Genomic DNA, 24,444 nt, shown 5'->3' with positions numbered 1-24,444 from the left:
ATCGCACAACCCCCGGCGCATCCCGTCACGTCACGTCACGTTATGCAGAAGGCGCAATGCCCGATCGGCGTGCTTTTCTCGACTCCCACCGCACGCGAATCCGGTCCATGTACAGATACACGACCGGCGTCGTGTAAAGCGTGAGCATCTGGCTCACGATCAAACCACCCACGATTGCGATACCGAGCGGAGCACGCAGCTCCGCGCCTTCGCCGCGTCCGAACGCGAGCGGCAGCGCGCCGAGCAGAGCCGCGAAGGTGGTCATCATGATCGGGCGGAAGCGCAGCAGACACGCCTGAAAAATCGCATCGCGCGACGACATTCCCTGCCGCGACGCTTCGATCGCGAAGTCCACCATCATGATCGCGTTCTTCTTCACGATACCGATCAGCAGAATCACGCCGATCAGCGCGATGATGCTGAACTCGGTTCTGAACAGCAGCAACGCGAGCAATGCGCCGACCCCGGCCGATGGCAACGTGGACAGAATGGTCAGCGGGTGGATGTAGCTTTCGTACAGCATGCCCAGCACGATATACACGGCGGCGAGCGCGGCGAGGATCAGGATCGGCTGGTCGGACATCGACTGCTGGAACGCCTGCGCGGTGCCCTGGAAGCTGCCGTGAATCGTGCCCGGCATGCCGATCTGCGCCATCGTGTCGTAGATCGCGGCCGTTGCCGTGGACAACGACACGCCCGGCGGCAGGTTGAACGAGATCGTCGACGCGACGAACTGGCTCTGGTGATTCACCGACAACGGCGTCGTGCCCGGCCCGAAGCTCGCGATGGCCGACAACGGCACCATCGTTTCCTTCGATGTGGACACCGCCGCTCCCGACGAGGCGCTCGACTTGCCGCTCGCCGCAATCGAGTTGATCGCCTGGTTGCGTGCGGAGTCGGCGGCGATGCTGGCCGCGCTCGTGGCCGTGGTGCCTGCTGCGCCGCCCGCCGACGCGCTGGTCGTGGTCGAAGTGGTCGCCGTGGAGGTCACCGTGCCGGCCGGCGCATTGGTGGTCTGCGCGCCGCTCGCCGTGCCGCCCGACGTGCTGACGTAAATCTGGTTCAGCATGTCCGGGCTTTGCCAGTACCTCGGCGCGACTTCCATCACGACGTGATACTGATTGAGCGGGTTGTAGATGGTAGACACCTGACGCTGGCCGAAGGCGTCGTACAGCGTGTTGTCGATCTGCGCGGGCTTGATGCCCAGACGCGCTGCGGTGGCGCGGTCGATCGTCACCATCGCTTCGAGGCCGCCTTGCTGCTGGTCGGAGTTGACGTCCGCGAGTTCGGGACGGGCCTGCAGCGCTTCGGTGAGCTTCGGCCCCCACAGGTAGAGATCGGGCGTCGAGTCGGCGAGCAGCGTGAACTGGTATTGCGCGTTCGATTGCCGTCCGCCGACGCGAATGTCCTGCACCGCTTGCAGGAACGTGCGCGCACCGGCCACGTCGCCGAGCGGCGCGCGCAGTTGCTGGATCACCTGATCGGCGGACAGGGTGCGCTCCGATTTCGATTTCAGCGACACGAACATGAAACCCGAGTTGGTCTGCCGCCCGCCGGTAAAGCCGACCACGCTCTCGACCGCCGGGTTCTTGCCGACGATATCCATCATCTGCGAGAACTTGCCTTTCATGGCCTGGAACGACGTGCTCTGGTCGGCCTGGATGCCGCCGACGAGCCGCCCGGTGTCCTGCTGCGGGAAAAAGCCCTTCGGGATGATGATGTACAGCCACACGTTCAGGCCAATGGTCAGCAGCAGAATCGTGACGATCAGCTTCGGATGCACCAGCGCCCAGCCGAGCGAGCGCTCGTAGCCGCGTTGCATCGACATGAAGCCGCGTTCGAGCCAGCGGCCGAAGCGGCCTTCTTCCTTTTTTTCGTGATGTTCGCGCAACAGGCGCGAGCACATCATCGGCGTGAGCGTGAGCGAGACGACCAGCGATACCGCGATAGCCAGCGACAGCGTCAGTGCGAACTCTCGGAACAGCCGCCCGACAATGCCGCCCATCAGCAGAATGGGCAGGAATACGGCGACCAGCGAAATGCTGATGGACAGCACCGTGAAGCCGACTTCGCGCGCGCCGATGAACGCGGCCTTCATGCGCGGCACGCCATTCTCCATGTGCCGCGAGATGTTCTCCAGCACCACGATCGCGTCGTCGACCACGAAGCCGGTCGCGATGGTCAGCGCCATCAGCGACAGGTTGTCGATCGAGAAGCCCAGCAGATACATCGCGCCGAACGTGCCGATGATCGAGATCGGCACGGCCACGCTCGGGATCAGCGTGGCGCGCCAGTTGCGCAGGAACAGGAACACCACCATCACCACCAGCGCCACTGCGATGATCAGCGTGTGCTCGGTGTCGCGCAGCGATGCGCGGATCGTGGTGGAGCGGTCGGCGGTGGGGGCGATATCGACGTCGGCGGGCAGCGACGCATGCAGTTGCGGCAGCATGGCCTTCACGCGGTCGATCGTGTCGATGATGTTCGCGCCCGGCTGGCGGTACAGGATCACCAGCACCGAGCGCTTGCCGTTGAAGAGGCCCAGGTTGCGCAGATCTTCGACCGAATCGACCACTTCGCCCATGTCGGACAGCTTCACCGCCGCGCCGTTGCGATAGGCGATGACCAGGTCCTTGTATTGCGACGCCTTGCTCGCCTGGTCGTTGGTGTAGATCTGCACGCGGTTCGCACCGAATTCGATCGACCCCTTCGGGCTGTTCGCATTCGCCGCGGCCAGCGCCGCGCGCACGTCTTCGAGACCGATGCCGTAGTGCGACAGCGCATTCGGCTCCAGTTCGACGCGCACGGCCGGGTTCGCCGAGCCGCTCACGTCCACTTCGCCGATACCGTCCACCTGCGACAGCGACTGTTGCAGCACGGTGGCCGCCGAGTCGTACAACTGGCCGGCGGTCAGCGTTTTCGACGTAAGCGCCAGAATCATGATCGGCGCGTCGGCCGGATTGACCTTGTGATAGGTCGGGTTGCTGCGCAGGCTGGTTGGCAGATCGGCGCGCGCGGCGTTGATCGCGGCCTGCACGTCGCGTGCGGCGCCGTCGATATCGCGGTTCAGGCCGAATTGCATCGTGATGCGGGTCGAGCCGACCGAGCTTTGCGACGTCATTTCGGTGACGTCGGCAATCGAGCCGAGATGCCGTTCGAGCGGGCTCGCGACACTCGTGGCCACCGTCTCCGGGCTTGCGCCCGGCAACGTGGCCTGAATCGAGATGGTCGGGAAGTCGACCTGCGGCAGCGGCGCGACCGGCAACTTCGTGAACGCGAACACGCCGGCCAGCGCGATGCCGATCGCCAGCAGCGTGGTGGCGACCGGGCGGGAAATAAACGGACGCGACAGGTTCATCGGTCAGTTCCCTGCATCGGTGGCGGGCGGGGTGGCGTCATTGGACGGGCCGCCGTGCGACGGACCGCCACGATTGAAGCGCTCACGCAAACGACGGCCGAGCGAGTCGAACGCGAGGTAGATCACCGGCGTGGTGAACAGCGTCAGCAACTGGCTGACGATCAGACCACCCGCAATCGCGATACCGAGCGGACGGCGCAACTCCGACCCCGCGCCGGTGCCGAGCATCAGCGGCAATGCGCCGAGCAGCGCGGCGAGCGTGGTCATCAGAATCGGCCGGAAACGCAGCAGACACGCCTGGTAAATTGCTTCGCGCGGCGGCTTGCCTTCCTCGCGCTCGGCATAGAGCGCGAAGTCGATCATCATGATCGCGTTCTTCTTCACGATACCGATCAGCAGCACGATGCCGATAATGCCGATGATGTCGAGATCGTGCCCGGTAATCAGCAGGGCGAGCAGTGCGCCGACGCCCGCCGACGGCAGTGTCGACAGAATCGTGATCGGATGGATGAAGCTTTCGTACAGCACGCCGAGCACGATGTACATCGTGACGATAGCCGCCAGAATCAGGAACAGTTCGTTCGACAGCGACGCCTGGAACGCCAGCGACGCGCCCTGATAGCGCGTCTGGAACGACGCCGGCAAACCGATGTCCTTCTCCGCCTGCCCGATCGCCTTGACCGCTGCGCCGAGCGACGAGCCGGGCGCGAGGTTGAACGACACGGTGGTGGCCGGGAACTGGCTCAGGTGCGTGACCAGCAGTGGCGCGGGCTTCTCAATGAACTTCGCGATCGACGACAGCGGCACCTGGCCGGTCGTGGAGGTGGAAGAGGGCAGATAGATCGACTTCAGCGATTCGGTGTAATGCTGCATCTCCGGTAATGCTTCCAGAATCACGCGGTACTGGTTCGACTGCGTGAAAATGGTCGAGATGATGCGCTGGCCGAACGCGTCGTACAGCGCGCTGTCGATCGTGGCCGGCGTAATGCCGAAGCGCGATGCGGTTGCCCGGTCGATCTCGATGAACACCGACTGGCCGTTGTCCTGCAGGTCGGTGGCGACATCGGCGAGTTCGGGCGACTGTTGCAGCCGCTCGATGAGCTTCGGCACCCATGTCGTGAATTCGCTGATGTTCGGATCGGTCAGCATGAACTGGTACTGCGTCGGGCTGACCGTCGAGTCGATGGTCAGATCCTGCACCGGCTGCATGTACAGCGACGCGCCCGGAATATGCGCGACGTCACGCTGCAGTTGCCGGATTACTTCGCTCGCGGTGTGGCTGCGGTCGTCGCGCGGCTTCAGGTTGATCAGCATACGGCCGCTGTTCAGCGTGATATTGCTGCCGTCCACGCCGATGAACGACGTCAGGCTTTCCACGTCCGGGTTCTTCAGGATCTGCGCGGCGAGCGCCTGCTGCCGCTCGGCCATCGACGCATACGACACCGACTGCGGCGCCTGCGTGATCGCCTGGATCACGCCGGTGTCCTGCACCGGAAAGAAGCCCTTCGGAATGTAGATATAGAGCAGCGCGGTCAGCACCAGCGTGAGCAGGCCGACGAACAGTGTGGAGCGTTGCCGGTTCAGCACCCACGTGAGCGCGACCGCGTAACGCGCGATCACCCAGTCGATGGCGCGGTGCGCCTTCGCTTCGAAACGGTGGCTCTCGTGCGGCGGCGTGTGGCGCAGCAGTTTCGCGCACATCATCGGCACGAGCGTGAGCGACACGACCGCCGAAATCACGATGGTCACGGCCAGCGTAATCGCGAATTCATGGAACAGCCGGCCGACCACGTCGCCCATGAACAGCAGCGGGATCAGCACGGCGATCAGCGAGACGGTCAGCGAAATGATCGTGAAGCCGATCTGCTTCGAGCCCTTCAGTGCGGCTTCGAGCGGATCTTCGCCTTCTTCGACGTAACGCGCGATGTTTTCGATCATCACGATCGCGTCGTCGACCACGAAGCCGGTCGCGATGGTCAGCGCCATCAGAGAGAGGTTGTCGAGCGAGAAGCCGCACAGGTACATCACGGCGAGCGTGCCGATCAGCGACAGCGGCACCGACAGACTCGGAATGATGGTCGCGTAGACGTTGGCGAGGAACAGGTACATCACCAGAACGACCAGCACGACCGACATCGCCAGTTCGAACTGCACGTCGCGCACGGACGCGCGGATCGTGGTGGTGCGGTCGGTGACGATGCGCACGTCGAGCGCGGCGGGCAGCGACTGCTGCAATTGCGGCAGCAGGGCCTTGATGCTGTCCACCACCTGGATCACGTTCGCGCCCGGCTGGCGCTGCACGTTCAGGATGATGGCGGGCGTGTTGTCGACCCACGCGCCGAGCTTGGTGTTCTCCGCGCCCTGCACGATATTGGCGACGTCGGTCAGCATCACCGGACGGCCGTTCTTGTACGCGATCACGGCGCTCTTGTACTGATCGGCGTCGGTCAGCTGGTCGTTCGAGTTGATCGTGTAGTTGCGCGTCGGACCGTCGAAGTTACCCTTCGGCGTGTTGACGTTCAGGTTCGAGATTGTGGTGCGCAAGTCGTCCAGATTCAGACCGTACGCGGCAAGCGCGCGCGGGTTCGCCTGAATCCGCACGGCGGGGCGCTGGCCACCCGACAGGCTCACCAGACCCACGCCCGCGACCTGCGAGATCTTCTGCGCGAGACGCGTGTCGGCCATGTCCTGCACCTGGGTCATCGGCAGCGTGGCCGACGTGAGGGCGAGCGTGAGGATCGGCGCGTCGGCCGGATTGACCTTCGCGTAGATCGGCGGCGCGGGCAGGTCGGACGGCAGCAGGTTGCCGGCTGCGTTGATCGCGGCCTGGACTTCCTGCTCGGCGATATCGAGCGGCAGGTCGAGGCTGAATTGCAGCGTGATGATCGACGAGCCGGCCGAGCTTTGCGACGACATCTGGTTGAGCGACGGCATCTGCCCGAACTGCCGTTCGAGCGGTGCGGTGACCGACGACGTCATCACGTCCGGACTCGCGCCCGGATAGAAGGTCTGCACCTGGATCGTCGGATAGTCGACCTCGGGCAGCGCTGACAGCGGCAGGAAGCGCAGCGCGACGAGGCCGACCAGCATGATCGCCGCCATTAGCAGCGCGGTGCCGACGGGACGCAGAATAAAAGCGCGGGATGGATTCATGCGGTAGGTGCCGTGCCTTATTCCGAAGCTTGCGCGTCGCGTTTATGGCGATGTGCGTGCGCGCCCGAGGCGCCCGATGCACCTGCGGCCCAGGCACCGCTCGCTCCGCTTGCGCCGTGCGCGCCATGCGCACCCGACGCGCCGCGCGGACGATCCGCCGGAATCGTGATCTTCGCGCCTTCGCGCAGACGATCCGAACCGTCGATCACGACGCGCTCGCCCACCTGCAGGCCGGACTGGATGCTGGTGCGTTCGCCGTCCACCGGACCGGGCTTCACCTGACGCACGGTCACCGTGTTGTCCGGTTTCACGACATACACGAACTGGCCCATCGAGCCGTTCAGCACGGCCGTGGTCGGCACGATCACGGCGTTCCTGATGGTGTCGACCAGCAAACGCGTATTCACGAACTGATTCGGGAACAGCTTGCTGTCAGGGTTGTTGAAGATGGCGCGCAGCTTGACCGTGCCCGTGGTGGTGTCGATCTGGTTGTCCATCGTTTTCAGCGAGCCGACTTCGAGCGGCGTGGTGTTCGCGCGGTCGTAGGCGGTGGCCGACAACTGCTCGCCGTTCTGCGTGTGCTGGATGATCTGCTGCAGGTTGTCTTCGGAAGTCGTGAAGATCACGCTGATCGGCTGCAACTGCGTAATCACGACGATGCCGGTGGAGAGGCTCGACGTCACGTAATTGCCCGGATCGACCTGACGCAAACCGACGCGTCCCGACACCGGCGCCGTGATGCGTGCGTAGACGAGGTCGAGCTTGAAGCTGTCGATGTTCGCCTGATCGGACTTCACCGTGCCTTCGTACTGGCGCACGAGTGAAGCCTGCGTGTCGACCTGCTGGCTTGCGATCGAGTCCTGCGCGAGCAGCGTCTGATAACGCTTCAGGTCGAGGCGGGCGGTTTGCAGCAGTGCCTGGTCACGCACCAGTGTGCCTTGTGCATTTTCGAGCGAGATCTGATACGGACGCGGATCGATCTGGGCGAGCACGTCGCCCTTCTTGACCATCTGGCCTTCCTTGAAATACACGTCCTGCAATACGCCGCTCAACTGCGGCAGCACGGTGACGGTGGCAAGCGGCGTGACCGTGCCGAGCGCGGTCAGCACGACCGGCATTTCACCTTGCGTGGCCGTCGCCACGTGAACCGGTTGCGGCATGTTGCCCATGCCGCCAGGACCACCGCGCCCGCCACGGCCGCCGGTGCGCGCACCGCTCGCGCCGCGTGCGTCGGACGCGCCGGTTGCTTCGCCGCCGGCCGCCCCCCACGGATGCCAGCGCCACACCACGACCGCGAGGATGACCAGCGCCGCGACGATCAACGCGACGTTGCGGCCGCGGTGCCGCTTCACAGGACCGCGCGGATCGCCTGGCTTGCCGCCCGGAGCGCCGTTCGGGCGCGATTGGGAAGCCGGGTCGGCGGGGCGTGAAGTTTCCGAATGCTTTTGTTGTTCGTCCATCGGTTCGGTCAGGTGGCAGGCTTTGATGTGAGCCGCTCGCGCGGCCCAGCCGGAACAGAAGTTCGGCGGACCGGCACGCGGGTGGCATGACAGGCAACTATTGATATCAGCGGAAGCAGCACACGCTTTTTCAGCGCGATGCTACCCGAGGCGCGGGACGGAGATGTTAACGCAATGCGTTGTTCTCGCCGCCATGCCGGCAGTGTTGCTGCGGTTATTCGAGGCAACTCAGGGTCGCGGCAACCCGTCAGACACGCGCCCCGCGCGACGGAAACGCATGATCCTACGTTGCGTGGTCCGTAACAGTCCACCTGTGTATTTTTCTTTTGATTACAAAGGTTACAGGATGTACTGCCACGGACAGGACCACTGTTGGGGCTGCCGACCGGCAAGCCTTTGCGTGGCTCAATTGTCGAGCCGTCGTCCCGGCGTGCCGCCAATTTCGAGAACGATTTTGCTGATGCATTCGAGCAACGCCGGGGCGGCGCGCGAGATCAGCCAGTCACGCGGACACTGGTCGGCCGGGCCGCCGCAATTCACTGCATAGCGCTCGCCGGACGGTCCGACGAAACCCTGCGCGATGGCGTTCAGGCCGTTGTACCACTCGCCGGTGGCGATCGCGAAACCCTGTTCGATGGTTTCCCGCAACGCGCTTTCGAGCCGGCTGCCGACATGGCCCCAGTCATCGCCTTCTGCCGCCTGCAGGCCGATCAGCAATTTGTCGCGTTCGGGCTTGGCGAGCGCTGCAAGATAGGCGCGACCCACCGCCGTGCGGCTCAGGTTCATCCGTGAACCGATTTCCAGGCGCGACACCAGCACCGCCGAACGCGGCCGGATTGCGTCGATCACGACCATGTCGAAGCGATCCCGCACGGCGAGGTGGACAGACAGCGACGTGCGTTCGGCGAGTTCGATCAGGAAAGGCCGCGCGCGGGCCCGGATGTCGAAGTTGCGCAGAAAGCCGTTGCTCAATTCCAGCACCGACGACGTCAGCACGAAGCGTTCGCTGTCAGGCAGTCTGAACAGGAAGCCGGCGCCAACCAGAGTCGCGGTGATGCGCGACACGGTCGGTTTGGGGATGCCGGTCAGTTCGGTCAGTTCGCGGTTGCTGAGCGGGGCGTCGGCGGCGGCGATCGAACGCAGCACCGTGAGGCCTCGCGCGAGGGCGGTGACTTCATCGCCCGAGCCGTCTTTTTCCTTGAGCATATCTGCTGGCACTGAGGGACGAGCGGGTGGGTTCATGTGATTTTTTTGGAACTGTATTTCAAATTATTCGTTTGCAATCTGCTGATAGGTAAAGTCAGCAGCCCGCCAGTCACCCCGGTCCAGGGGTGCTGATTCCGTTTTTCATCAGAAGATTCATTGTATCGGAATATTTTTCCGTGCCGTATTCCGCTTTTTAGATTTTGCTTGACTTAGTCAGCATAAGCATAAAAAATGGAATCTCATTTCGAAAGACGCTTTCAAACTCGGTTTTTCTAAAGAGTTTGAATTCACCGTGACTCACTTTGTGTCGATTGTCTCCACAATTTCACGTCACCGTCGGTTGTCAGGGGCGCATTGCGCTATGACTTTTCGAATACCGTCTCTCAGGTTCTAGCACGGCCCTCGGAATGGCTAGAACTTTTTAAGGCGTCACGGCAACGTGACGCCTTTTTTTTCGCCCGGAGTTTCAGCGCGTGCGCCGTCGCTCACCGGTGTTCGAGAGCCAGAGTGAGGGCAGGGGCGCTTCTGAAAGTTTGGGATTGCAGGGGCTTTAGCGCGACAGCAAGGACACCGTGGCGATGCCCAGAATCGTCATGACGAGCGATGCGCCGACGTGAATCGCGACTTCGCCCGCGGCCCAGCCGAGTCGGCCGTCCTGCAAGCGTTGCACGACTTCCGCCGAGAAGGTCGAGAAGGTGGACAGGCCACCCATCAGGCCGGTAATGACGAAAAGCCGCCATTCCGGCGAGATTTGCGGCGCGCGCGCGAAGCCCGCCACTGCTACGCCGATGACGTAACCGGCTATGACGTTGGCCGCGAGCGTGCCGAGCGGCAAGCCGCTGAACACGCCGTTCAGGCGGACACCGAGAAACCAGCGAAACAGCGAGCCGAGTGCGCCGCCGATGGCGACTGCGAGAAAGGACCAATACATGAGAAGGGCCTGGCGAAACCGGGTGTCGACGTATCGGACCGGGCGGGCAGCGCGACGCCGCATTCGCGAAGGTCCGGGCGAAGCGGGCATCATCAGCCACAGGGGCGGTTTGGGAAGATGCCATCTCCAGCGCGCGAGTCTAACATCGGCGGAGCTTGGGGGGACAGGTCGGCGCAGAGCCAGGGGAGCTATTCGGCGGGTCTTGGGGCCGCTTTTCAATCGCAGTCTTAACCGCGTTTTTCACCGTATTCGCAGCCGTCCGCGCAACGGTCGAACAGGGCTGTGCTAATAATGCCAGCCGGCTCGATGCGCGCCTGAGATTGCGCGCGTCGAGCCGGTTCCATCGCTCACGCAAACGGCGCGTGCCGGCTCACTCCGAAGTCGCCGAAATCTTGTGGATCGACAGATCCGCGCCGTTGTATTCGTCTTCCTGATCGAGCCGCAGACCGACCGTCAGGCGAATTACACCGTACACCGCCGTGCCGCCGACCGTCGCCACGACGATCCCGCCGAGCGTGCCGATCACCTGCGAGCCGAACGCGACGCCGCCCATCCCGCCGAGCGCGCGTGAGCCGAAAATGCCCGCGGCGATCCCGCCCCACGCGCCGCACAGCCCATGCAGCGGCCACACGCCGAGCACGTCGTCGATGCGCCAGCGGTTTTGCACGCACGTGAACATATAGACGAACAGCACGCCCGCGATGCCGCCCGTCACCAGCGCGCCCAGCGGATGCATCACGTCCGAGCCGGCGCACACGGCGACCAGCCCGGCCAGCGGGCCGTTATAGGTAAAGCCCGGGTCGTTGCGGCCCGCAAGCCAGGCCGTCAACGTGCCGCCGACCATCGCCATCAACGAATTGACGGCGACCAGGCCGCTGATCTTGTCGACCGTTTGCGCGCTCATCACGTTGAAGCCGAACCAGCCGACCGTCAGCACCCACGCGCCCAGCGCCAGGAACGGAATATTCGACGGCGGGTGCGCGGCGATGCCGCCATCGCGGTGATAACGCCCGTGCCGTGCGCCGAGCAGCAGCACGGCCGGCAGCGCGACCCAGCCGCCGAAAGCATGGACCACCACCGAACCGGCGAAGTCGTGGAACTGCGCGCCGAACGTCTGATGCAGCCAGTCCTGAACACCGAAGCGGCCGTTCCACGCGATCCCTTCGAAGAACGGATAGATGAAACCGACCAGTACGAAGGTCGCGAACAACTGCGGGTTGAATTTCGAGCGCTCTGCAATGCCGCCGGACACGATCGCCGGAATCGCGGCGGCGAAGGTCAGCAGGAAGAAGAAGCGCACCAGCGCGTAGCCGTTGTGCGCGGCCAGCGACTCGGCGCTGCCGAAGAACTGCACGCCGTACGCGATCGTGTAGCCGATGAAGAAGTACGCGATGGTCGACACCGAAAAATCCACGAGGATCTTGACGAGCGCGTTGACCTGATTCTTTTTGCGGACCGTGCCGAGTTCGAGAAACGCGAATCCCGCATGCATGGCCAGCACCATGGCTGCGCCGAGCAGCAGGAAGAGCGTATCGGTGCCGGTTTTAAAGCTTTCCATCGATGTGTCCCGCTATGCCAAAAAAACGGGCAATGAATGCAAGAAGTGGGCCAAACTTGTGCGCGACTCGCGTCGGTGAGGTGCAAAACGGCACCGGGATGGGCTTCTTTATGCGTGTGACTTAAGTCATGCACATATCTCGCGAATATCGACGCACCTGAATAAAGCATTAAAAAGCACAGTTATAGTGCATTAGTTTGTCGCCTCATTTTCCATGATCCAGTTAAGGGCGAAATATTCGATTTTAATTACATTTAATTCAAAATCCTGACGTTTTCAAACTTGGTTTCGGCGTTAATAGCCGTCGCGCTCGCCAGGCGTAATTGGCCCGGACGGGCTGCCACATAGCCCGCTTTGTTTCGCGGTGAAACGCCGACATAATGTGCCGTTCCCGTGCCTGATCCACGGATCATCGACCCTATGCGCATCGCATGAGACTGACCACTAAAGGCCTGCTGCTGATCGCCATTCCGGCGTTCTTCGAACTGGCGTTGCTGTCCGGACTGGTCAAGGCGCAGTCCGACGCAGCGCTGGCGGAGCGCTGGGCAATCCATAGCGAGGATGTGCTGCGTCAGACCGCCGCGATTCTCGATCCTGTGATGGGTGAATCCGTCGCGCTGCGCGGCGCGGTTCTCGCTGGAAACACGCGCTTTACGACGCCCGTGGCGTTATGGATGGACGTCGATCGCCGTATCGACCAGCTGGCCGAACTGGTTGCCGACAATCCCGCGCAGGTTGAGCGCGTAGTGCAGATGCGCCAGGAAGTGCAGGCGTATCGCCAATGGTCGGACCGGATTCAGGACATGCTGCATTCGGGGCGCCGGCACGATGTGGTCGAACGCTTCCGCGATCTCGCGGAATCCGACGTGCTCGATCGCTTCCGTTTGCAGGCGGTCGCGTTCCAGACGGAAGAGCGGCGGCTCGACACGTTGCGGTCGAACGCCGCCGACGAGGCGCGCGAACGTCAGCAAACGCTGATCGTCGCGGCCGCGCTTGGCTCGTTGCTGTTCGTCGCGCTGGCTATCTGGCTGTTCACACGCGGCGTGCGGGGCCGGCTCGCGTTGCTGTCCGACAATGCCGGACGCCTCGCGGGCAATGAGCCGCTCGCACCCGTCACGACCGGCCACGACGAGCTCGCGCGCCTCGATCAGACCTTGCACGAAACCAGCCGGCGCCTGCTCGAAGCCGAGCGTATCCAGGCGCGTTTTCAGGCGGATCTGGCGCGCCGCGCGGGCGAACTCGTGCGGATCAACGAGACCTTGCGGCAGCAGACCCAGGAAAACGAGATGTTCATTTACAGCGTGTCGCACGATCTGCGCGCGCCGCTCGTGAACCTGCAGGGCTTCTCGAAAGAACTGATCCGCGCGTGCGATGAACTGCGCGCGGCGGTTCGCGAGTCGTCGCTGGCGGCCGCGACGCGGCAACGCATCGAGCGGATCATCGACGAGGACATCGGCGAAGCGCTGCATTATCTGCAGACCGCCGTGCTGCGGGCGTCGCACATCATCGACGCGTTGTTGCGGCTGTCGCGGGTCGGCCGGGTCGAGTACCGGCGGCAAAGGGTGGAGGTGCACGATATCGTGCAACGCGTGGTCGACGCCATGCAGGGGTCGATCCGGGCAAAGCGGGCTCAGGTGCGCGTCGACGACTTGCCGGCCGTGTGGGGCGATCCCACCGCGCTTGAACAGGTGTTCGCGAACCTGGTGGGCAATGCGGTGAATTATCTGGACCCCGCGCGCGATGGGCGAATCGAAATCGGCACGACACTAGCGCCGCCAGGCGTTCAGTCGCTACGGATTTTCTACGTGCGGGACAACGGCCAGGGCATCCCGGAAGTCGCGTTGCCGCGCCTGTTCAACGCGTTTCAGAGGCTGCACGGCAATTCGACGGCGGGCGAAGGGATTGGGCTTGCGCTGGTGCGCCGCGTGGTCGAACGGCATGGCGGGCGAGTCTGGGCGGAATCGAAAGAGGGCGTGGGCACGACTTTTTATCTGTCGCTGCCCGAAGCCGGCATGCGCAATGTCGATCCGGCTGCGGGGCCGTTCACGGTTACAACGGCTACGACGGCCGCAACAGCCGACGCGGGCGATACGCGCGAAAAGTCCGATTTATTCGACTGGCGAGCCAATTCCGAGCATCGGGACATGAGCCGCACTACGGGTCATCCGACCGCGCATTCCGCCGATACGTCGCAGCGAATCGGAACACCATGATCAGCGTATTGGAAGACCCAGCGCAGATTTGCCCGCGCAGGCGAAAAACACCAATCACCAATCTGCCCCTCGCTCAATGCGTAGTAAATAGCTGCCTTGGTTTAAGCAGCTTGCTGCCGCGAATCGACCAGTAGCACGCGCAGGCAATCAGCATCGTGACGAGCGTTAGCGCGTGAAGCGGCGTGGGACGCAACCCGGCCAGACCGTTGATCGTAAACAGGGCGCGCGCGACGATCAGCAGCGCGATCCACATGGCGCAAGCCGCCTGTACCAGCATACGCATGCCCGCGAGACGCCGCGTACGGTTCTCGCGCGACCAGTTGACGGGCTTACGCGCGCAGAAAAAAGCAATTGCCATCAGCATGACGGCGAGGATGACGATCCAGTCCACCAGTTCCATCGCAAGACACTCCCAAGTGAGCTTGCGACTATAGGAATGAGCTTCTGCAGGAACAATCGGACCAGTCTCAATTACGAAGTGATTGCTTCATTCGGGCGAGCGTCCTATGCCGAAATGGCATGGCGCTCGCCGATAAATCAGATGGACTCAGAGCAGATTAAGAACCGGCTCAAGCGCGGTTTAAAAACGCTCAAAGTTCAATGCGCGTGCCGAGCAGCACGAGGAATTGACGCAGCCATTCGGGATGCGCAGGCCACGCGGGAGCGGTCACAAAATTGCCGTCGGTAATAGCGGCGTCGACCGGAATGTCGGCATATTCGCCACCCGCCAGTTTCACTTCGGGCGCGCATGCCGGATAAGCCGAAATGCGTTTGCCGCGGATCACGTCGGCGGCGGCGAGCAGTTGCGCAGCGTGGCAGATCGCGGCGATCGGTTTGCCCGCTTCGGCGAACTGCCGCACGAGTTCAATTACCTTGTGATTGAGCCGCAGGTACTCGGGGGCGCGGCCGCCCGCAATCGCGAGTGCATCGTACTGGCGCGGATCGGCATCGTCGAACGAAGCGTTGAGCGTGAACAGATGGCCCGGCTTCTCGGTGTAGGTCTGGTCGCCCTCGAAATCGTGGATCGCCGTCTTGATGCGGTCGCCCGCGTGCTTGTTCGGACAGACGGCGTCGACGATATGGCCGACTGCCTGTAGTGCCTGGAACGGCACCATCGTTTCGTAATCCTCGGCGAAGTCGCCGGTGAGGAACAGAATCTTCTTTGCCGCCATCGTATGCCTCCAGTTGATCAACGGAACATTGCGAACGTCGCTTCACGTTCATGGACGTTTATGACGCTCAGGCAGTCTACTCCATCGCGTTTGACAGAACCGCGACGACTTGCGCGATCGTTCCAGGCCTTCGTTCCGGGTGCCAAAGTGCCTTTGAACTGGCCGCCGGAAGTGGGCCGGGGCCGTCTTTAACAAGCGCCTTCGGTTCGCAATATGACCGTGCCGTGCGCACTTCCTGACAAGGGCTTCCGCCGCAACGGCGTATCATGAGCGCGTTTTCGCCAAGCTGAAGCCGCCCACGCGGTTCACATCCAACCATGATTTCATCTATTCATTCATCTTTGCTGCGCCGTGTCGCGTGCGTGGTAGTCGTGTTCGGCGGACTGGCCGCGTGCCAGAAGAACGACGCGACCGCAGGGCAGGTTGCCGGCAAGCTCAACGACGTCGCGCAGGCCGCGGGTCAGAAGCTCGATCAGGCCGCCAGCTACGTCGGCCAGACGGTCGACACGACCAAAAACACCGCCGAACAGAACCTGCAGTCCGCCACGTCGGCGCCGTCGATCAACATCGACCCCAGCGCACTCGCTTCGACCGCACAGGCCAATCTGCAGAACGCGGCCAGCGCGACCCAGGCGCAACTCGGCAAGGCCGCGTCGCTGACCGGGCAGAGCCTCGAAACCGCGGGGCGCAAGCTGCAGGAATGGTCGGCGCAGAATTCGGCGTCGTCGGCAAATGCGTCGGCTTCGTCGTCAGGCTCGGCCGATTCCGCCGACGCGCAAAAGCAGATGGACAAGTGATATGCAGGCCACGGTGTTGCACGATCAACCGATCGGTTCGGCATTCGATTCGACGGCAGCCTTGAAGTCAGGTTTGACAGTCCCGTTAAATGTAATTACCATGGTTACATATTGTCGCCGGGCGGGTTCGCTGTGAATACGAGTAGCCGGTTTGCATTTGCGGTTCACGTGCTCGCGCTGCTGTCGTTGCAGAAGGGCGTGCCGCTTTCGTCGGACATGATCGCGGGCAGCGTGAATACGAATCCCGCGCTGATCCGGCGGCTGCTGACGATGCTGGCTGAGGCGGGTCTCACCACGTCTCAGCTGGGCGCGGGCGGCGGCGCGTTGCTCGCCAGGGCGCCTGAGCAGATCACGCTGCTCGACGTGTATCGCGCGGTGGACGACGCGCAATTGTTCGCGCTGCATCGTGAGGAGCCGAATCCGGCGTGCATGGTGGGGCGCAATATTCAGGGCGTGCTGCGTGGAATCATCGACGACGCGCAGCGGGCCATGGAAGCCTCGCTCGGCGCACGTACGCTCGCCGACGCCACGGCGGACGTGGTGCGCTCGGAGAAGCAACGCGAGCGCAAGCGCCGCGCGTAGGCATTCAGGTAGCAGTGGCGGAGTAGCAAAGCATCATCAAGGACGTGCGTTCAGGGTTCGGAATAACACCTGAAACATGCGTCCGATCGTAGACGGGGGCCCACGCCCCCGTTTTTTGCACGACATATGTAATCAAGTTAGTTACATATAAATCAATCACAGGAACAGGAGTAGTGACATGAGCAAACAACTGAAGATCGCCTTGTTCGGCGCCACCGGTATGGTCGGTTCGCGAATCGCGGCAGAAGCGGCACGTCGCGGGCATCAGGTCACGGCGCTGGCGCGTGATCCGTCGCGCGTGCCGGCCGGTGTGGCGAATCTGACAGCGGCGCAAGCCGACCTGCTCGACGCAGCGAGCGTCGGCGCGGCAGTGCGCGGCCATGACGTGGTGGCAAGCGCTTACGCGCCGCCGCAAGACAATCTGGCGACGTTGACGAACGCGACGAAAGCGTTGGTCGAAGGCATGCGTGCGGCTGGCCTGAAGCGCCTCGTGGTGGTGGGCGGCGCGGGTTCGCTCGAAGTTGCGCCGGGCAAGCAACTGGTCGATACGGACGGATTCCCCGACGCGTATAAGGCAATTGCGCTCGCGCATCGCGTCGTGCTGGACTACTACCGTACGGTCGCCGATATCGACTGGACGTTCTTCGCGCCGGCCGCGCTGATCGCACCGGGCGAGCGCACCGGAACGTTCCGCACCGGCGCAAATACGCTGATCGCCGACGCTGAAGGCAATAGCAGCATTTCTGCGGAAGACTACGCCATCGCGTTCGTCGACGAACTCGAGCAGGGCCGTTTCGTGCGGCAGATCGCGACAGTGGCGTATTGAGACGCGGGCCGAATTCCCGTCCCCGCAGATCGCGCAAGCGTCCTAACATTCGGTTACGCATGTACGGTCTCGCCGGGTAAAACTGCGGCTACACTTGGCGTCTCCCGTTTTTCTACGGATTGCCATGCAGTCATGCCCATCGCGGCGTGAGTCCGAGGCTGCGCCGTCCATCGGCGGGCAGCCGGCGACTCGCGCCGTTCTTCATATTTCTTCAGATCGAAGCGCTCCCGGCGCGCGGCAACGTGCGCGCACGCCGTTCTGGGCGAGGCTCGGTGCTGGAACGGCTGCATGGGCCGCCGCAGCCTGCGTCGCGCTGATCCTCTGTTTGGGCTGGTTGCCGGCAGGCGCACAAGCCGCCACGGCGGGCGCTGGCACCAGCACGCCGGTGATCCCGGCTTTGCAGAGCCTCATCAATAGCGCGACGGTGGCGCCCGCAGCGGCATCGGCGGCTTCGGGCGCGTCCGCCGCCGACGCCGCGTCGGCGCCGTCGCCCGCCAGCCAGGCGGAGCTGGCGCGTTCGCTCGACAGCGTGATCTCCACCCTCGACAACGACCGGCAACGCACCGCGCTCGTCGCCCAGCTCAAAAAATTGCGCGACGTCTCGAAAACGGTCACGCCGCCGCCGCCCGCGCAACCGAGTCCCGGCCTGCTCGGCGCGATTGCGTCGGGCATTGCGTCGTTCGAATCCGATGTGCATCAGGGCCGCACGCCGGTGCGTTATTGGGGCGGCCGCTTCAACGCGGCCGGCAACGAGCTTTACACGATCGTTTCAGGCCAGGGGCAGGAGAGCTTCAGCCGCATTCTGCTGTCGATGCTCGGGATGCTGCTCGGCTGGGGCGCATGCGCCGGCGCGCTGATCTATCTGCAACACCGGATCTACCGGCGCTTTGGCATCGTCATGGGACTGAACCCGAATCCGACCACGCGCGAGTTGCTGATCTTCGCGCTACGCCGGGTCGGTCCGTGGATCATTGCGTTCGTCGCCGCGCTGCTGTTCGTGCGCGCGATGCCCGATGCGCTCGGCCGCACGCTCGGCATGGTGGTCGCCTACGCGATCGTCGCGGGCGCGGTGTTTTCGGCGATCTGTCTGATCATGTTTTCGCTGTTCGGCTCGGGGCACCGGCGCGTCGCGGTGCGCCTCCTGATCGATCATGCGCGGCGCGTGCTGTTCGTGGTCGGCGTGTGTGGCGCGCTCGGCGACGCGGCGGTCAATTACGACGTCGCGCATCAACTCGGCTCGAATCTCGCCGCACTGATTTCGACCGCCGCGAACATGACGGCCGCCGTGCTGACCGGCTACTTCGCGCTCGCGTTCCGCCGGCCGGTCGCGCATCTGATCCGCAACCGGCCGTACGAGCAGCGCAACGACCACAAGGCCGCCACCGACGCGTTCGACGTGCTTGCCGCGTTGTGGCACGTGCCGGTGCTGGTGCTGGCGACGGCCTCGGTGGTCGCGACATTGGGCGGCTCGGGTTCCAGCGAGAACGTGCTGCAGATTTCGATCGTCACGGCGGCCTTGCTGGTGCTGGCGTTCTTCCTGTCGGCGATCGTGCTGCGGATGACACGTCCGCGCAGTGCCCGCGCCCGTCGCCGTTCGCCTTATCTGACGCGGCTGCTGCGGTTTTCCGGCACGCTGCTGACGCTGTTCATCTGGCTGTTTTTCTTCGAACTGGCCGCCCGCTTGTGGGGTGTTTCGCTGGTGGCGATGGTCGAGGAAAACGTCGCCGCGCGCGGCATCGCGCATGCCGTGGTGGCGATCATCGCGACGGTATTCATCGCGTGGCTGCTGTGGATTCTGGTCGACACTGCGATCACCGAAGCGCTGAATCCCGGCGGTCCGCGCAACAAGGCGCGCGCGCCGAGCATGCGCGCGCGCACGATGCTGCCGCTCGTGCGCAACGTGCTGCTGGTGACGATCATGACGATTGCCGGCATCGTGACGGCAGCCAATCTCGGCATCAACGTGACGCCGCTGCTGGCCGGCGCGGGCGTGATCGGTCTGGCGATCGGTTTCGGCGCGCAATCGCTGGTGACCGACCTGATTACGGGCTTGTTCATCATCATCGAAGACACGATTTCGGTGGGCGACTGGATCGACGTGGACGGCGGACACGCGGGCACGGTCGAGCATCTGTCGATCAGGACCGTGCGTTTGCGCGACGGCCAGGGCGCGATTCACGCGATTCCTTTCTCGCAGATCAAGATCGTCAAAAACCTGTCGCGCGATTTCGCGTACGCGGTGTTCGAAGTGCGCATGGCGTTTTCCACCGACGTCGATCAGATCACACAACTGATTCGTGAAGTCGGCGCCGACTTGATGGCCGACTTCCGTTACCGGCGCGAGATGCTGGGGCCGATCGAAGTGTGGGGGCTGGACCGTTTCGATCCGAACTGGATGGTCGTGAAAGGGCAGATCAAGACGCGGCCGCTGCAGCAATGGAGCGTGGCGCGCGCGTTCAATCTGCGGCTCAAGCGCAAGATGGACGAAGCGGGGATTGAGATTCCGGTGCCGCAGATGCGGGTCTACACGTCGTCGAAAGATAGCGAGGGGCAGCCTTTGCAGGACGACGATATGTCGGGGCTGATGGCGCAGCACGCGCATGAGGCCGGACATGGCGAAGTGCATGCCGGAGCGGGGGTGGGGGCAGCGGCGCGGCCTGCGCATGCGGCGCATGTGCCGCTTGCTGTGGCGCGCGACGTGTCGCATGAGCCGAGGCCCGCGCCACCGCCGACCGGGCAGACCGACCCGGTGCCGCCGCAGATTCCTACGGCGGGGAAGACTTGAGATGCAATGCGGGTACGAGGGGCGGCGTGTGTGTGCTTTGTGCCGGCTTCAGACAAGCGCCGTCGAGTTAGCTGCTCGAACCACATCGTTCACATGCGTCGCGATTTGAGCACCCGGCACACCGTAAATATGCAGCGAAACAGCAGGCGTATCAGAGCGATTCCCCAACTGATGAATACCACCCCGGCCGCCACGCACGAACGACACCGCTCCGCGTTTGCGCGCCTGCGTGCGCGTCGCGCTGGCGCAATGCTGCGCGCCGTTCCATTCGAATACCGTCTCGCTTAGCGTGCCGTCCAGCACCGCGTACCCGCACCACGTGTGATGTCCGTGAACCGGGCTTGCCTGCTGCGGCTGCCAGACCAGCGCGGCGATCGCATAGCGCCCGTGTGGATCGGCGGCGAGCAGGTGTCGCCGGTAGTTCTCCACTGAACCTTCACGTTGCTGGGGCGTGAGCAACGCCGGATCGGCGGCTGCCTGGGCCAGCGCAATGCGCATGCTGCGCGCGAAGAAGGTCGAGTCCGACGGCTCGGGAAAATGCGCGCAGGCTTCGAACATCGCATCCAGCGCGTCGCACAGGCGGGCCAGCGGCGAGTCGTGATTGATCGGCGGACGCTGTGGGGTGCCTGCGCCAGCGCGCGACGCCGTTTCACCCGCTGCGCCGGACTGCGGACGGTAGACCGGAAGACGGTCGAAAGAGGGGGCGCGGAAGTCTTCGCTCATGATTGTTTTGCAGCGTCGTCGCTGCTTTGTCGGCTATTTCTGGATAGCGATATTTATACCCGTTTGACCGGAGAAAGAGTTTCCATATAATTCCCCTCGGAATCTCAAAAGTAGAATAATTTCCTATAGGGGTGTGAAGATGGGAATGGATATCATCGACCGGAAGCTGCTCGAATTGTTGCAGGAAGACGCGACCATGCCGATCGCCGAATTGGCGCAGCGGGTGAATCTGTCGCAGACACCTTGCTGGAAGCGGCTCCAGCGGCTGAAAGAGGCCGGCGTGATTCGCGCGCAAGTGGCGCTTTGCGATGCGCGCAAACTCGGCGTGGGAACGACGGTATTCGTCGCGGTGCGGACCAATCAGCATACCGAGGACTGGGCCAGGACTTTTACGCTGGCGGTGCAGGCGATTCCCGAGGTGGTGGAGGTGTACCGGATGAGCGGCGAAACGGATTACCTGCTGCGCGTCGTGGTGTCCGACATCGACGATTACGACCGCGTGTACAAGCAGTTGATTGCCGCCGTGCCGCTGTATGACGTTAGCTCGAGTTTTGCGATGGAACAGATCAAGTATTCGACGGCGTTGCCGGTGCGGCCATCGGCGGTGACTTAGTGAAGGCGTGAAAGTGCGGGGCGTGTCAGCAGGTGCGCCGTTTGCTGCGTACCTCTATGAGCCTGTATGAGGCGGATGGCAGCGCTGATTGCAAGCCGTGTGCAAGCTTGTCCAGCGTAGAATGCCGCGTTCCCCGCTGCCATCCACGACTGTTTCGCGAACCGAGCCCGCCTCATGAATAAACCGCCGCGCAAGAAGAACCCAACCCTTGGCGTTGCCATCTTCATCGTGGTTGCGATATTGCTGGTGATTGCGACGATTCTCTATAACGCAATCAAGGAAAAGCACGACTTCGACAGCCAGAATGCAGGGGCGCCGTCTATTTCGTCAGAAGCGGCAGCGGCTGCGTCGGTGATGAAGCCGGCGAGCGGCGCGGCTCAGTAAGACTGGGTTGGCTGGTGGCGAGCGTTCTTCGCCATCGCCATTTCACCCCGCCGGCAGGCGGATCACGCTCGCATCCTTGCGAATCAGCGCCGCCGCAGCCAGCATCTGCTTGCACTGATGGGCGAGCAATTTCATGTCATGCACGGCATCGGCCGAATAGTCCGGCGACTTTTCCGTTTCGACCACCATCGCATCGAGTTCGCGGCTTAGCAGCTTGATCTGCTCGGCTTGATCGGCGGGCGCTGCGGTGCCGGCTTCAGCTTCGGTGAGATTGTCGCGGACGGCGCTCAGCGCGCGTTGCAGTGGCTGCAAAGAGACGCTTTCAACCTGCTGTTGCTGCTGTGCGGAGGTGCGCAGCAACGGCGCAGCCGCCGTGATCTGCGATGCGAGTACGTGGCTGCGCACGAGCAGGCCGTTCAATTCCGGCACGAATCGCTGGGCGGACTTCGGCTCGAGCATCATCCGTTGAAACGCCTGGCCAAGATTGGCGAACGCCACGTGAACGTTCTTGCGCGCGAGGCGGTAGCGGTAATCGCGGTCGAGCGCCGTCGCCGCTGCGGCTGCGGCAGCGGATGCACCGGCGGCCGGTCGCGCAGTCACATTGCTGACCGTGGTGGTGCCCGCGCTGGACTCGGCGTTTGCGATTGGTTTGAGGTCGGCCAGCGGCTTGACATCGGCGACAGCGGTAGACGTAGCGTCGGCATTCGTGCTCGCACCTGCGTTTGCAACCATGTTTGCACCCCCCGCGCTTGAAACCCCACCGGTATTAACCATCGCCGGCCTTGTGAATTCCGCGACCGGATCGGTCATCGCCGCAGCCGGGGCACGCGCACCGGCTTCGGTCACGGTCGCGACCACCGCGGCGGCCGGCTTGCCGCTCCACCACCAGCTCGCCTCCAGATACTGCCGGGTCGCGCTGATCATCGTGTTGACCAGCTTGCCCATCAGCCGGTACTCCCAATACGGGAACAGATGGCTTGCGGCAATCGCGATTGCGCAGCCCACCACCGTATCGATCGCGCGTTCGCCGATGATGCGCATGCTGCCCGGCGCGAGCAGATGGAACAGCAACAGCACATACGACGACGTGAACACCACGCTCGCCGCGTAGTTGAACAACAGCAGGCTGTAGCTCATCACCATCGACGCGAACATCACCACCATCACGATGTGCGGATTCTTCACGAGGATGATCAGCGCAATACTCGCCGCGCAGCCGATCAGCGTGCCGACAATCCGCTGCCCGTTGCGCTGTTTGGTCAGCGAATAACCGGGCTTCAAGATGATGACGGTCGTCATCACGATCCAGTACGCGTTCGTCAGCGGCAACAGACGGCCGAGCCAGAAACCGACGGCGACCGCGATCGTCACCCGCAACGCATGGCGAAAGCTCGGCGACGCCATCGTGAGATTCGAAAAAATCTGGCCGAAAGGCACGCGCCTGCTAGACACGAAGCGGCTTAGCGCCTTGTCGATACGCAGCTCGGTTTCGGTCGGGCTCGGGTCGCTCGACAGGCTCTTGCGCATCTTGTCGATCAGACGCGTCGCGCTCCAGATGCGTCTGAAATTCGACGACACCGCTGCATAAGCCTCGGGGCTTTTCGCGGGCAGGTCCTGCTTGCGCATCAGTTCGATTTCGAATTCGATCGCGCGCAATTCAGCCTTGACGTTCACGCTTTTACGCGGCGCATGATTCTGCAGAACCGCGAGCCCGATTTCTTCGAGGTCTTCAGCGGCCTTGCGAATCAGGTCGCGGTAGAACACCAGCAGATCCGAGCCGCCGAACGTGTTGCGCACCAGCGGGTAATCGGTGTGCGCGCCGACAAACAGTTCGTGCAGATCGACGGTGTTGATGAACAGATTGAACAGCATCGCACGGCGCGGTTCGAGCTTGCCGCGCTTGAGCTTGGGCAGATTGCGCAACACGATGTCGCGCGCGGCGTCCTGGCGCTCCACGGCCGCGATCTGCTTGTCGACCAGGTTGCGGTAGCACTCGTCGAGGTCGTTGTCGAGATCGTAGAACGCAGCGCGCGCGAGCAGGTAGTCGGCACACGCGAATACGCTCTCGGCGAGCGCCTGCTGTTCGATGCGATGCATCATCCAGCGGCTGACGAAGGTCGACCAGTATGTGTACCAGAGGCCGCCCAGCAGAATCCACGATGCGTTGACGAGCGCCTGCACCGGCGTGAAGTGTTCCTCCAGCGTCATGATCATCATGAACAGCGTGGCGAAGCTGATCTGCGGCCAGCGGTTGCCGTAGACGACGATCAGCGAGAGCACGAACGTGAGCGGCACAACCGTACACCACAGTGCGACCGGATTGACGGTGGCGAGCCCCGTGGCGAGCGCCGACAGGAAACCGATCACGGTGCACGCCAGCATTTCGTTGTGCTTGTACTTGAGCGGCCCCGGCATGTCGACCACGCACGCGCCGAGTGCGCCGGTGGCGATCGTGAAACCGAGTTCGCGGTCATGAAACACGATCAGGCACAAGAGCGCCGGTAACGACACACCAACCGCGATGCGCAGGCCGCCATAAAAGTACTGGCTGTAAAGGAATTTTCTTATTTCAACCGAATAGCGCATCGACTGCCTGGATTCCATTCACTGAGAAAAGGCGGCTGAAGGGTAGACGCGAGTGCAGACCCAAACTGCCGTCGAGTCTAACTTATTTTGTGTCTGA

The 24,444-nt window shown here is 63.2% G+C and carries 17 protein-coding genes and 1 riboswitch; of the genes, 7 read left to right on the top strand and 10 right to left on the bottom strand.

All coding sequences use genetic code 11. The features are described from left to right. Positions 1–40 precede the first annotated feature (40 nt). From ABH945_RS08245 to ABH945_RS08220, 6 genes are all read right to left on the bottom strand, one after another. Positions 41–3,358 carry an efflux RND transporter permease subunit gene (locus tag ABH945_RS08245; RefSeq protein ID WP_074763717.1) on the bottom strand — a complete coding sequence of 1,106 codons (3,318 nt, stop codon included), beginning with the start codon at positions 3,356–3,358 and terminating at the stop codon, positions 41–43. Positions 3,359–3,361: 3 nt separating this feature from the next. Continuing rightward, positions 3,362–6,511 (bottom strand): MdtB/MuxB family multidrug efflux RND transporter permease subunit, encoded by a 3,150-nt coding sequence (locus tag ABH945_RS08240; RefSeq protein ID WP_429250239.1) that lies wholly within the window; start codon positions 6,509–6,511, stop codon positions 3,362–3,364. 17 nt (positions 6,512–6,528) lie between these two features. Beyond that, positions 6,529–7,971 (bottom strand): MdtA/MuxA family multidrug efflux RND transporter periplasmic adaptor subunit, encoded by a 1,443-nt coding sequence (locus ABH945_RS08235; RefSeq protein ID WP_429250238.1) that lies wholly within the window; start codon positions 7,969–7,971, stop codon positions 6,529–6,531. 405 nt (positions 7,972–8,376) lie between these two features. Next, positions 8,377–9,177 (bottom strand): IclR family transcriptional regulator, encoded by an 801-nt coding sequence (locus ABH945_RS08230; RefSeq protein ID WP_429250237.1) that lies wholly within the window; start codon positions 9,175–9,177, stop codon positions 8,377–8,379. Positions 9,178–9,727: 550 nt separating this feature from the next. Next, positions 9,728–10,108 carry a fluoride efflux transporter CrcB gene (gene crcB, locus ABH945_RS08225; RefSeq protein WP_429250236.1) on the bottom strand — a complete coding sequence of 127 codons (381 nt, stop codon included), beginning with the start codon at positions 10,106–10,108 and terminating at the stop codon, positions 9,728–9,730. Between the two features lie 76 nt (positions 10,109–10,184). After that, positions 10,185–10,245: riboswitch (Fluoride riboswitch) on the bottom strand. A 233-nt stretch (positions 10,246–10,478) separates the two neighbouring features. After that, positions 10,479–11,666: an ammonium transporter gene (locus tag ABH945_RS08220; RefSeq protein WP_429250235.1), complete on the bottom strand. Its 1,188-nt coding sequence runs from the start codon at positions 11,664–11,666 to the stop codon at positions 10,479–10,481. Between the two features lie 431 nt (positions 11,667–12,097). On the opposite strand from ABH945_RS08220, the gene ABH945_RS08215 reads away from it, so the two are divergent. Continuing rightward, positions 12,098–13,879 carry a sensor histidine kinase gene (locus tag ABH945_RS08215; protein WP_429250234.1) on the top strand — a complete coding sequence of 594 codons (1,782 nt, stop codon included), beginning with the start codon at positions 12,098–12,100 and terminating at the stop codon, positions 13,877–13,879. A 73-nt stretch (positions 13,880–13,952) separates the two neighbouring features. Here ABH945_RS08215 and ABH945_RS08210 read toward each other — a convergent pair whose 3' ends face one another. Next, the gene (locus ABH945_RS08210; protein ID WP_429250233.1) at positions 13,953–14,279 is read right to left on the bottom strand and encodes a hypothetical protein; all 327 of its coding nucleotides are present in this window, start codon (positions 14,277–14,279) and stop codon (positions 13,953–13,955) included. A 190-nt stretch (positions 14,280–14,469) separates the two neighbouring features. Then, a complete protein-coding gene (locus tag ABH945_RS08205; RefSeq protein WP_074763723.1) occupies positions 14,470–15,051 on the bottom strand; it encodes a DJ-1/PfpI family protein in 582 nt (193 codons plus the stop codon). Positions 15,052–15,368: 317 nt separating this feature from the next. On the opposite strand from ABH945_RS08205, the gene ABH945_RS08200 reads away from it, so the two are divergent. From ABH945_RS08200 to ABH945_RS08185, 4 genes are all read left to right on the top strand, one after another. Beyond that, positions 15,369–15,848 (top strand): hypothetical protein, encoded by a 480-nt coding sequence (locus ABH945_RS08200; protein WP_074763724.1) that lies wholly within the window; start codon positions 15,369–15,371, stop codon positions 15,846–15,848. 132 nt (positions 15,849–15,980) lie between these two features. Beyond that, positions 15,981–16,430, top strand: a complete 450-nt coding sequence (locus ABH945_RS08195) for an Rrf2 family transcriptional regulator (protein WP_429250232.1) — start codon at positions 15,981–15,983, stop codon at positions 16,428–16,430. A 178-nt stretch (positions 16,431–16,608) separates the two neighbouring features. Further along, positions 16,609–17,256, top strand: coding sequence for an NAD(P)-dependent oxidoreductase (locus ABH945_RS08190; protein WP_429250231.1), 648 nt, complete (start codon positions 16,609–16,611; stop codon positions 17,254–17,256). Between the two features lie 124 nt (positions 17,257–17,380). Continuing rightward, complete coding sequence (locus ABH945_RS08185) at positions 17,381–20,041, top strand: mechanosensitive ion channel family protein (RefSeq protein WP_074763727.1); 2,661 nt, start codon at positions 17,381–17,383, stop codon at positions 20,039–20,041. A 48-nt stretch (positions 20,042–20,089) separates the two neighbouring features. Here ABH945_RS08185 and ABH945_RS08180 read toward each other — a convergent pair whose 3' ends face one another. Further along, positions 20,090–20,599, bottom strand: a complete 510-nt coding sequence (locus ABH945_RS08180; protein ID WP_429250383.1) for a cysteine dioxygenase — start codon at positions 20,597–20,599, stop codon at positions 20,090–20,092. 304 nt (positions 20,600–20,903) lie between these two features. On the opposite strand from ABH945_RS08180, the gene ABH945_RS08175 reads away from it, so the two are divergent. Next, on the top strand, positions 20,904–21,377 hold the full coding sequence (locus tag ABH945_RS08175) for an Lrp/AsnC family transcriptional regulator (protein WP_074766354.1): 474 nt from the start codon (positions 20,904–20,906) through the stop codon (positions 21,375–21,377). A gap of 174 nt (positions 21,378–21,551) precedes the next feature. Then, positions 21,552–21,761, top strand: a complete 210-nt coding sequence (locus ABH945_RS08170) for a hypothetical protein (protein WP_074763729.1) — start codon at positions 21,552–21,554, stop codon at positions 21,759–21,761. Positions 21,762–21,803: 42 nt separating this feature from the next. Here ABH945_RS08170 and ABH945_RS08165 read toward each other — a convergent pair whose 3' ends face one another. Then, positions 21,804–24,347, bottom strand: coding sequence for an FUSC family protein (locus ABH945_RS08165; RefSeq protein WP_429250230.1), 2,544 nt, complete (start codon positions 24,345–24,347; stop codon positions 21,804–21,806). Positions 24,348–24,444: the final 97 nt, after the last annotated feature.

This window comes from Paraburkholderia sp. GAS333 (assembly GCF_050435665.1).
In the GTDB taxonomy this organism is placed as follows: Bacteria; Pseudomonadota; Gammaproteobacteria; order Burkholderiales; family Burkholderiaceae; genus Paraburkholderia; species Paraburkholderia fungorum_A.
This window is presented reverse-complemented; position numbering and strand designations above follow the sequence as displayed.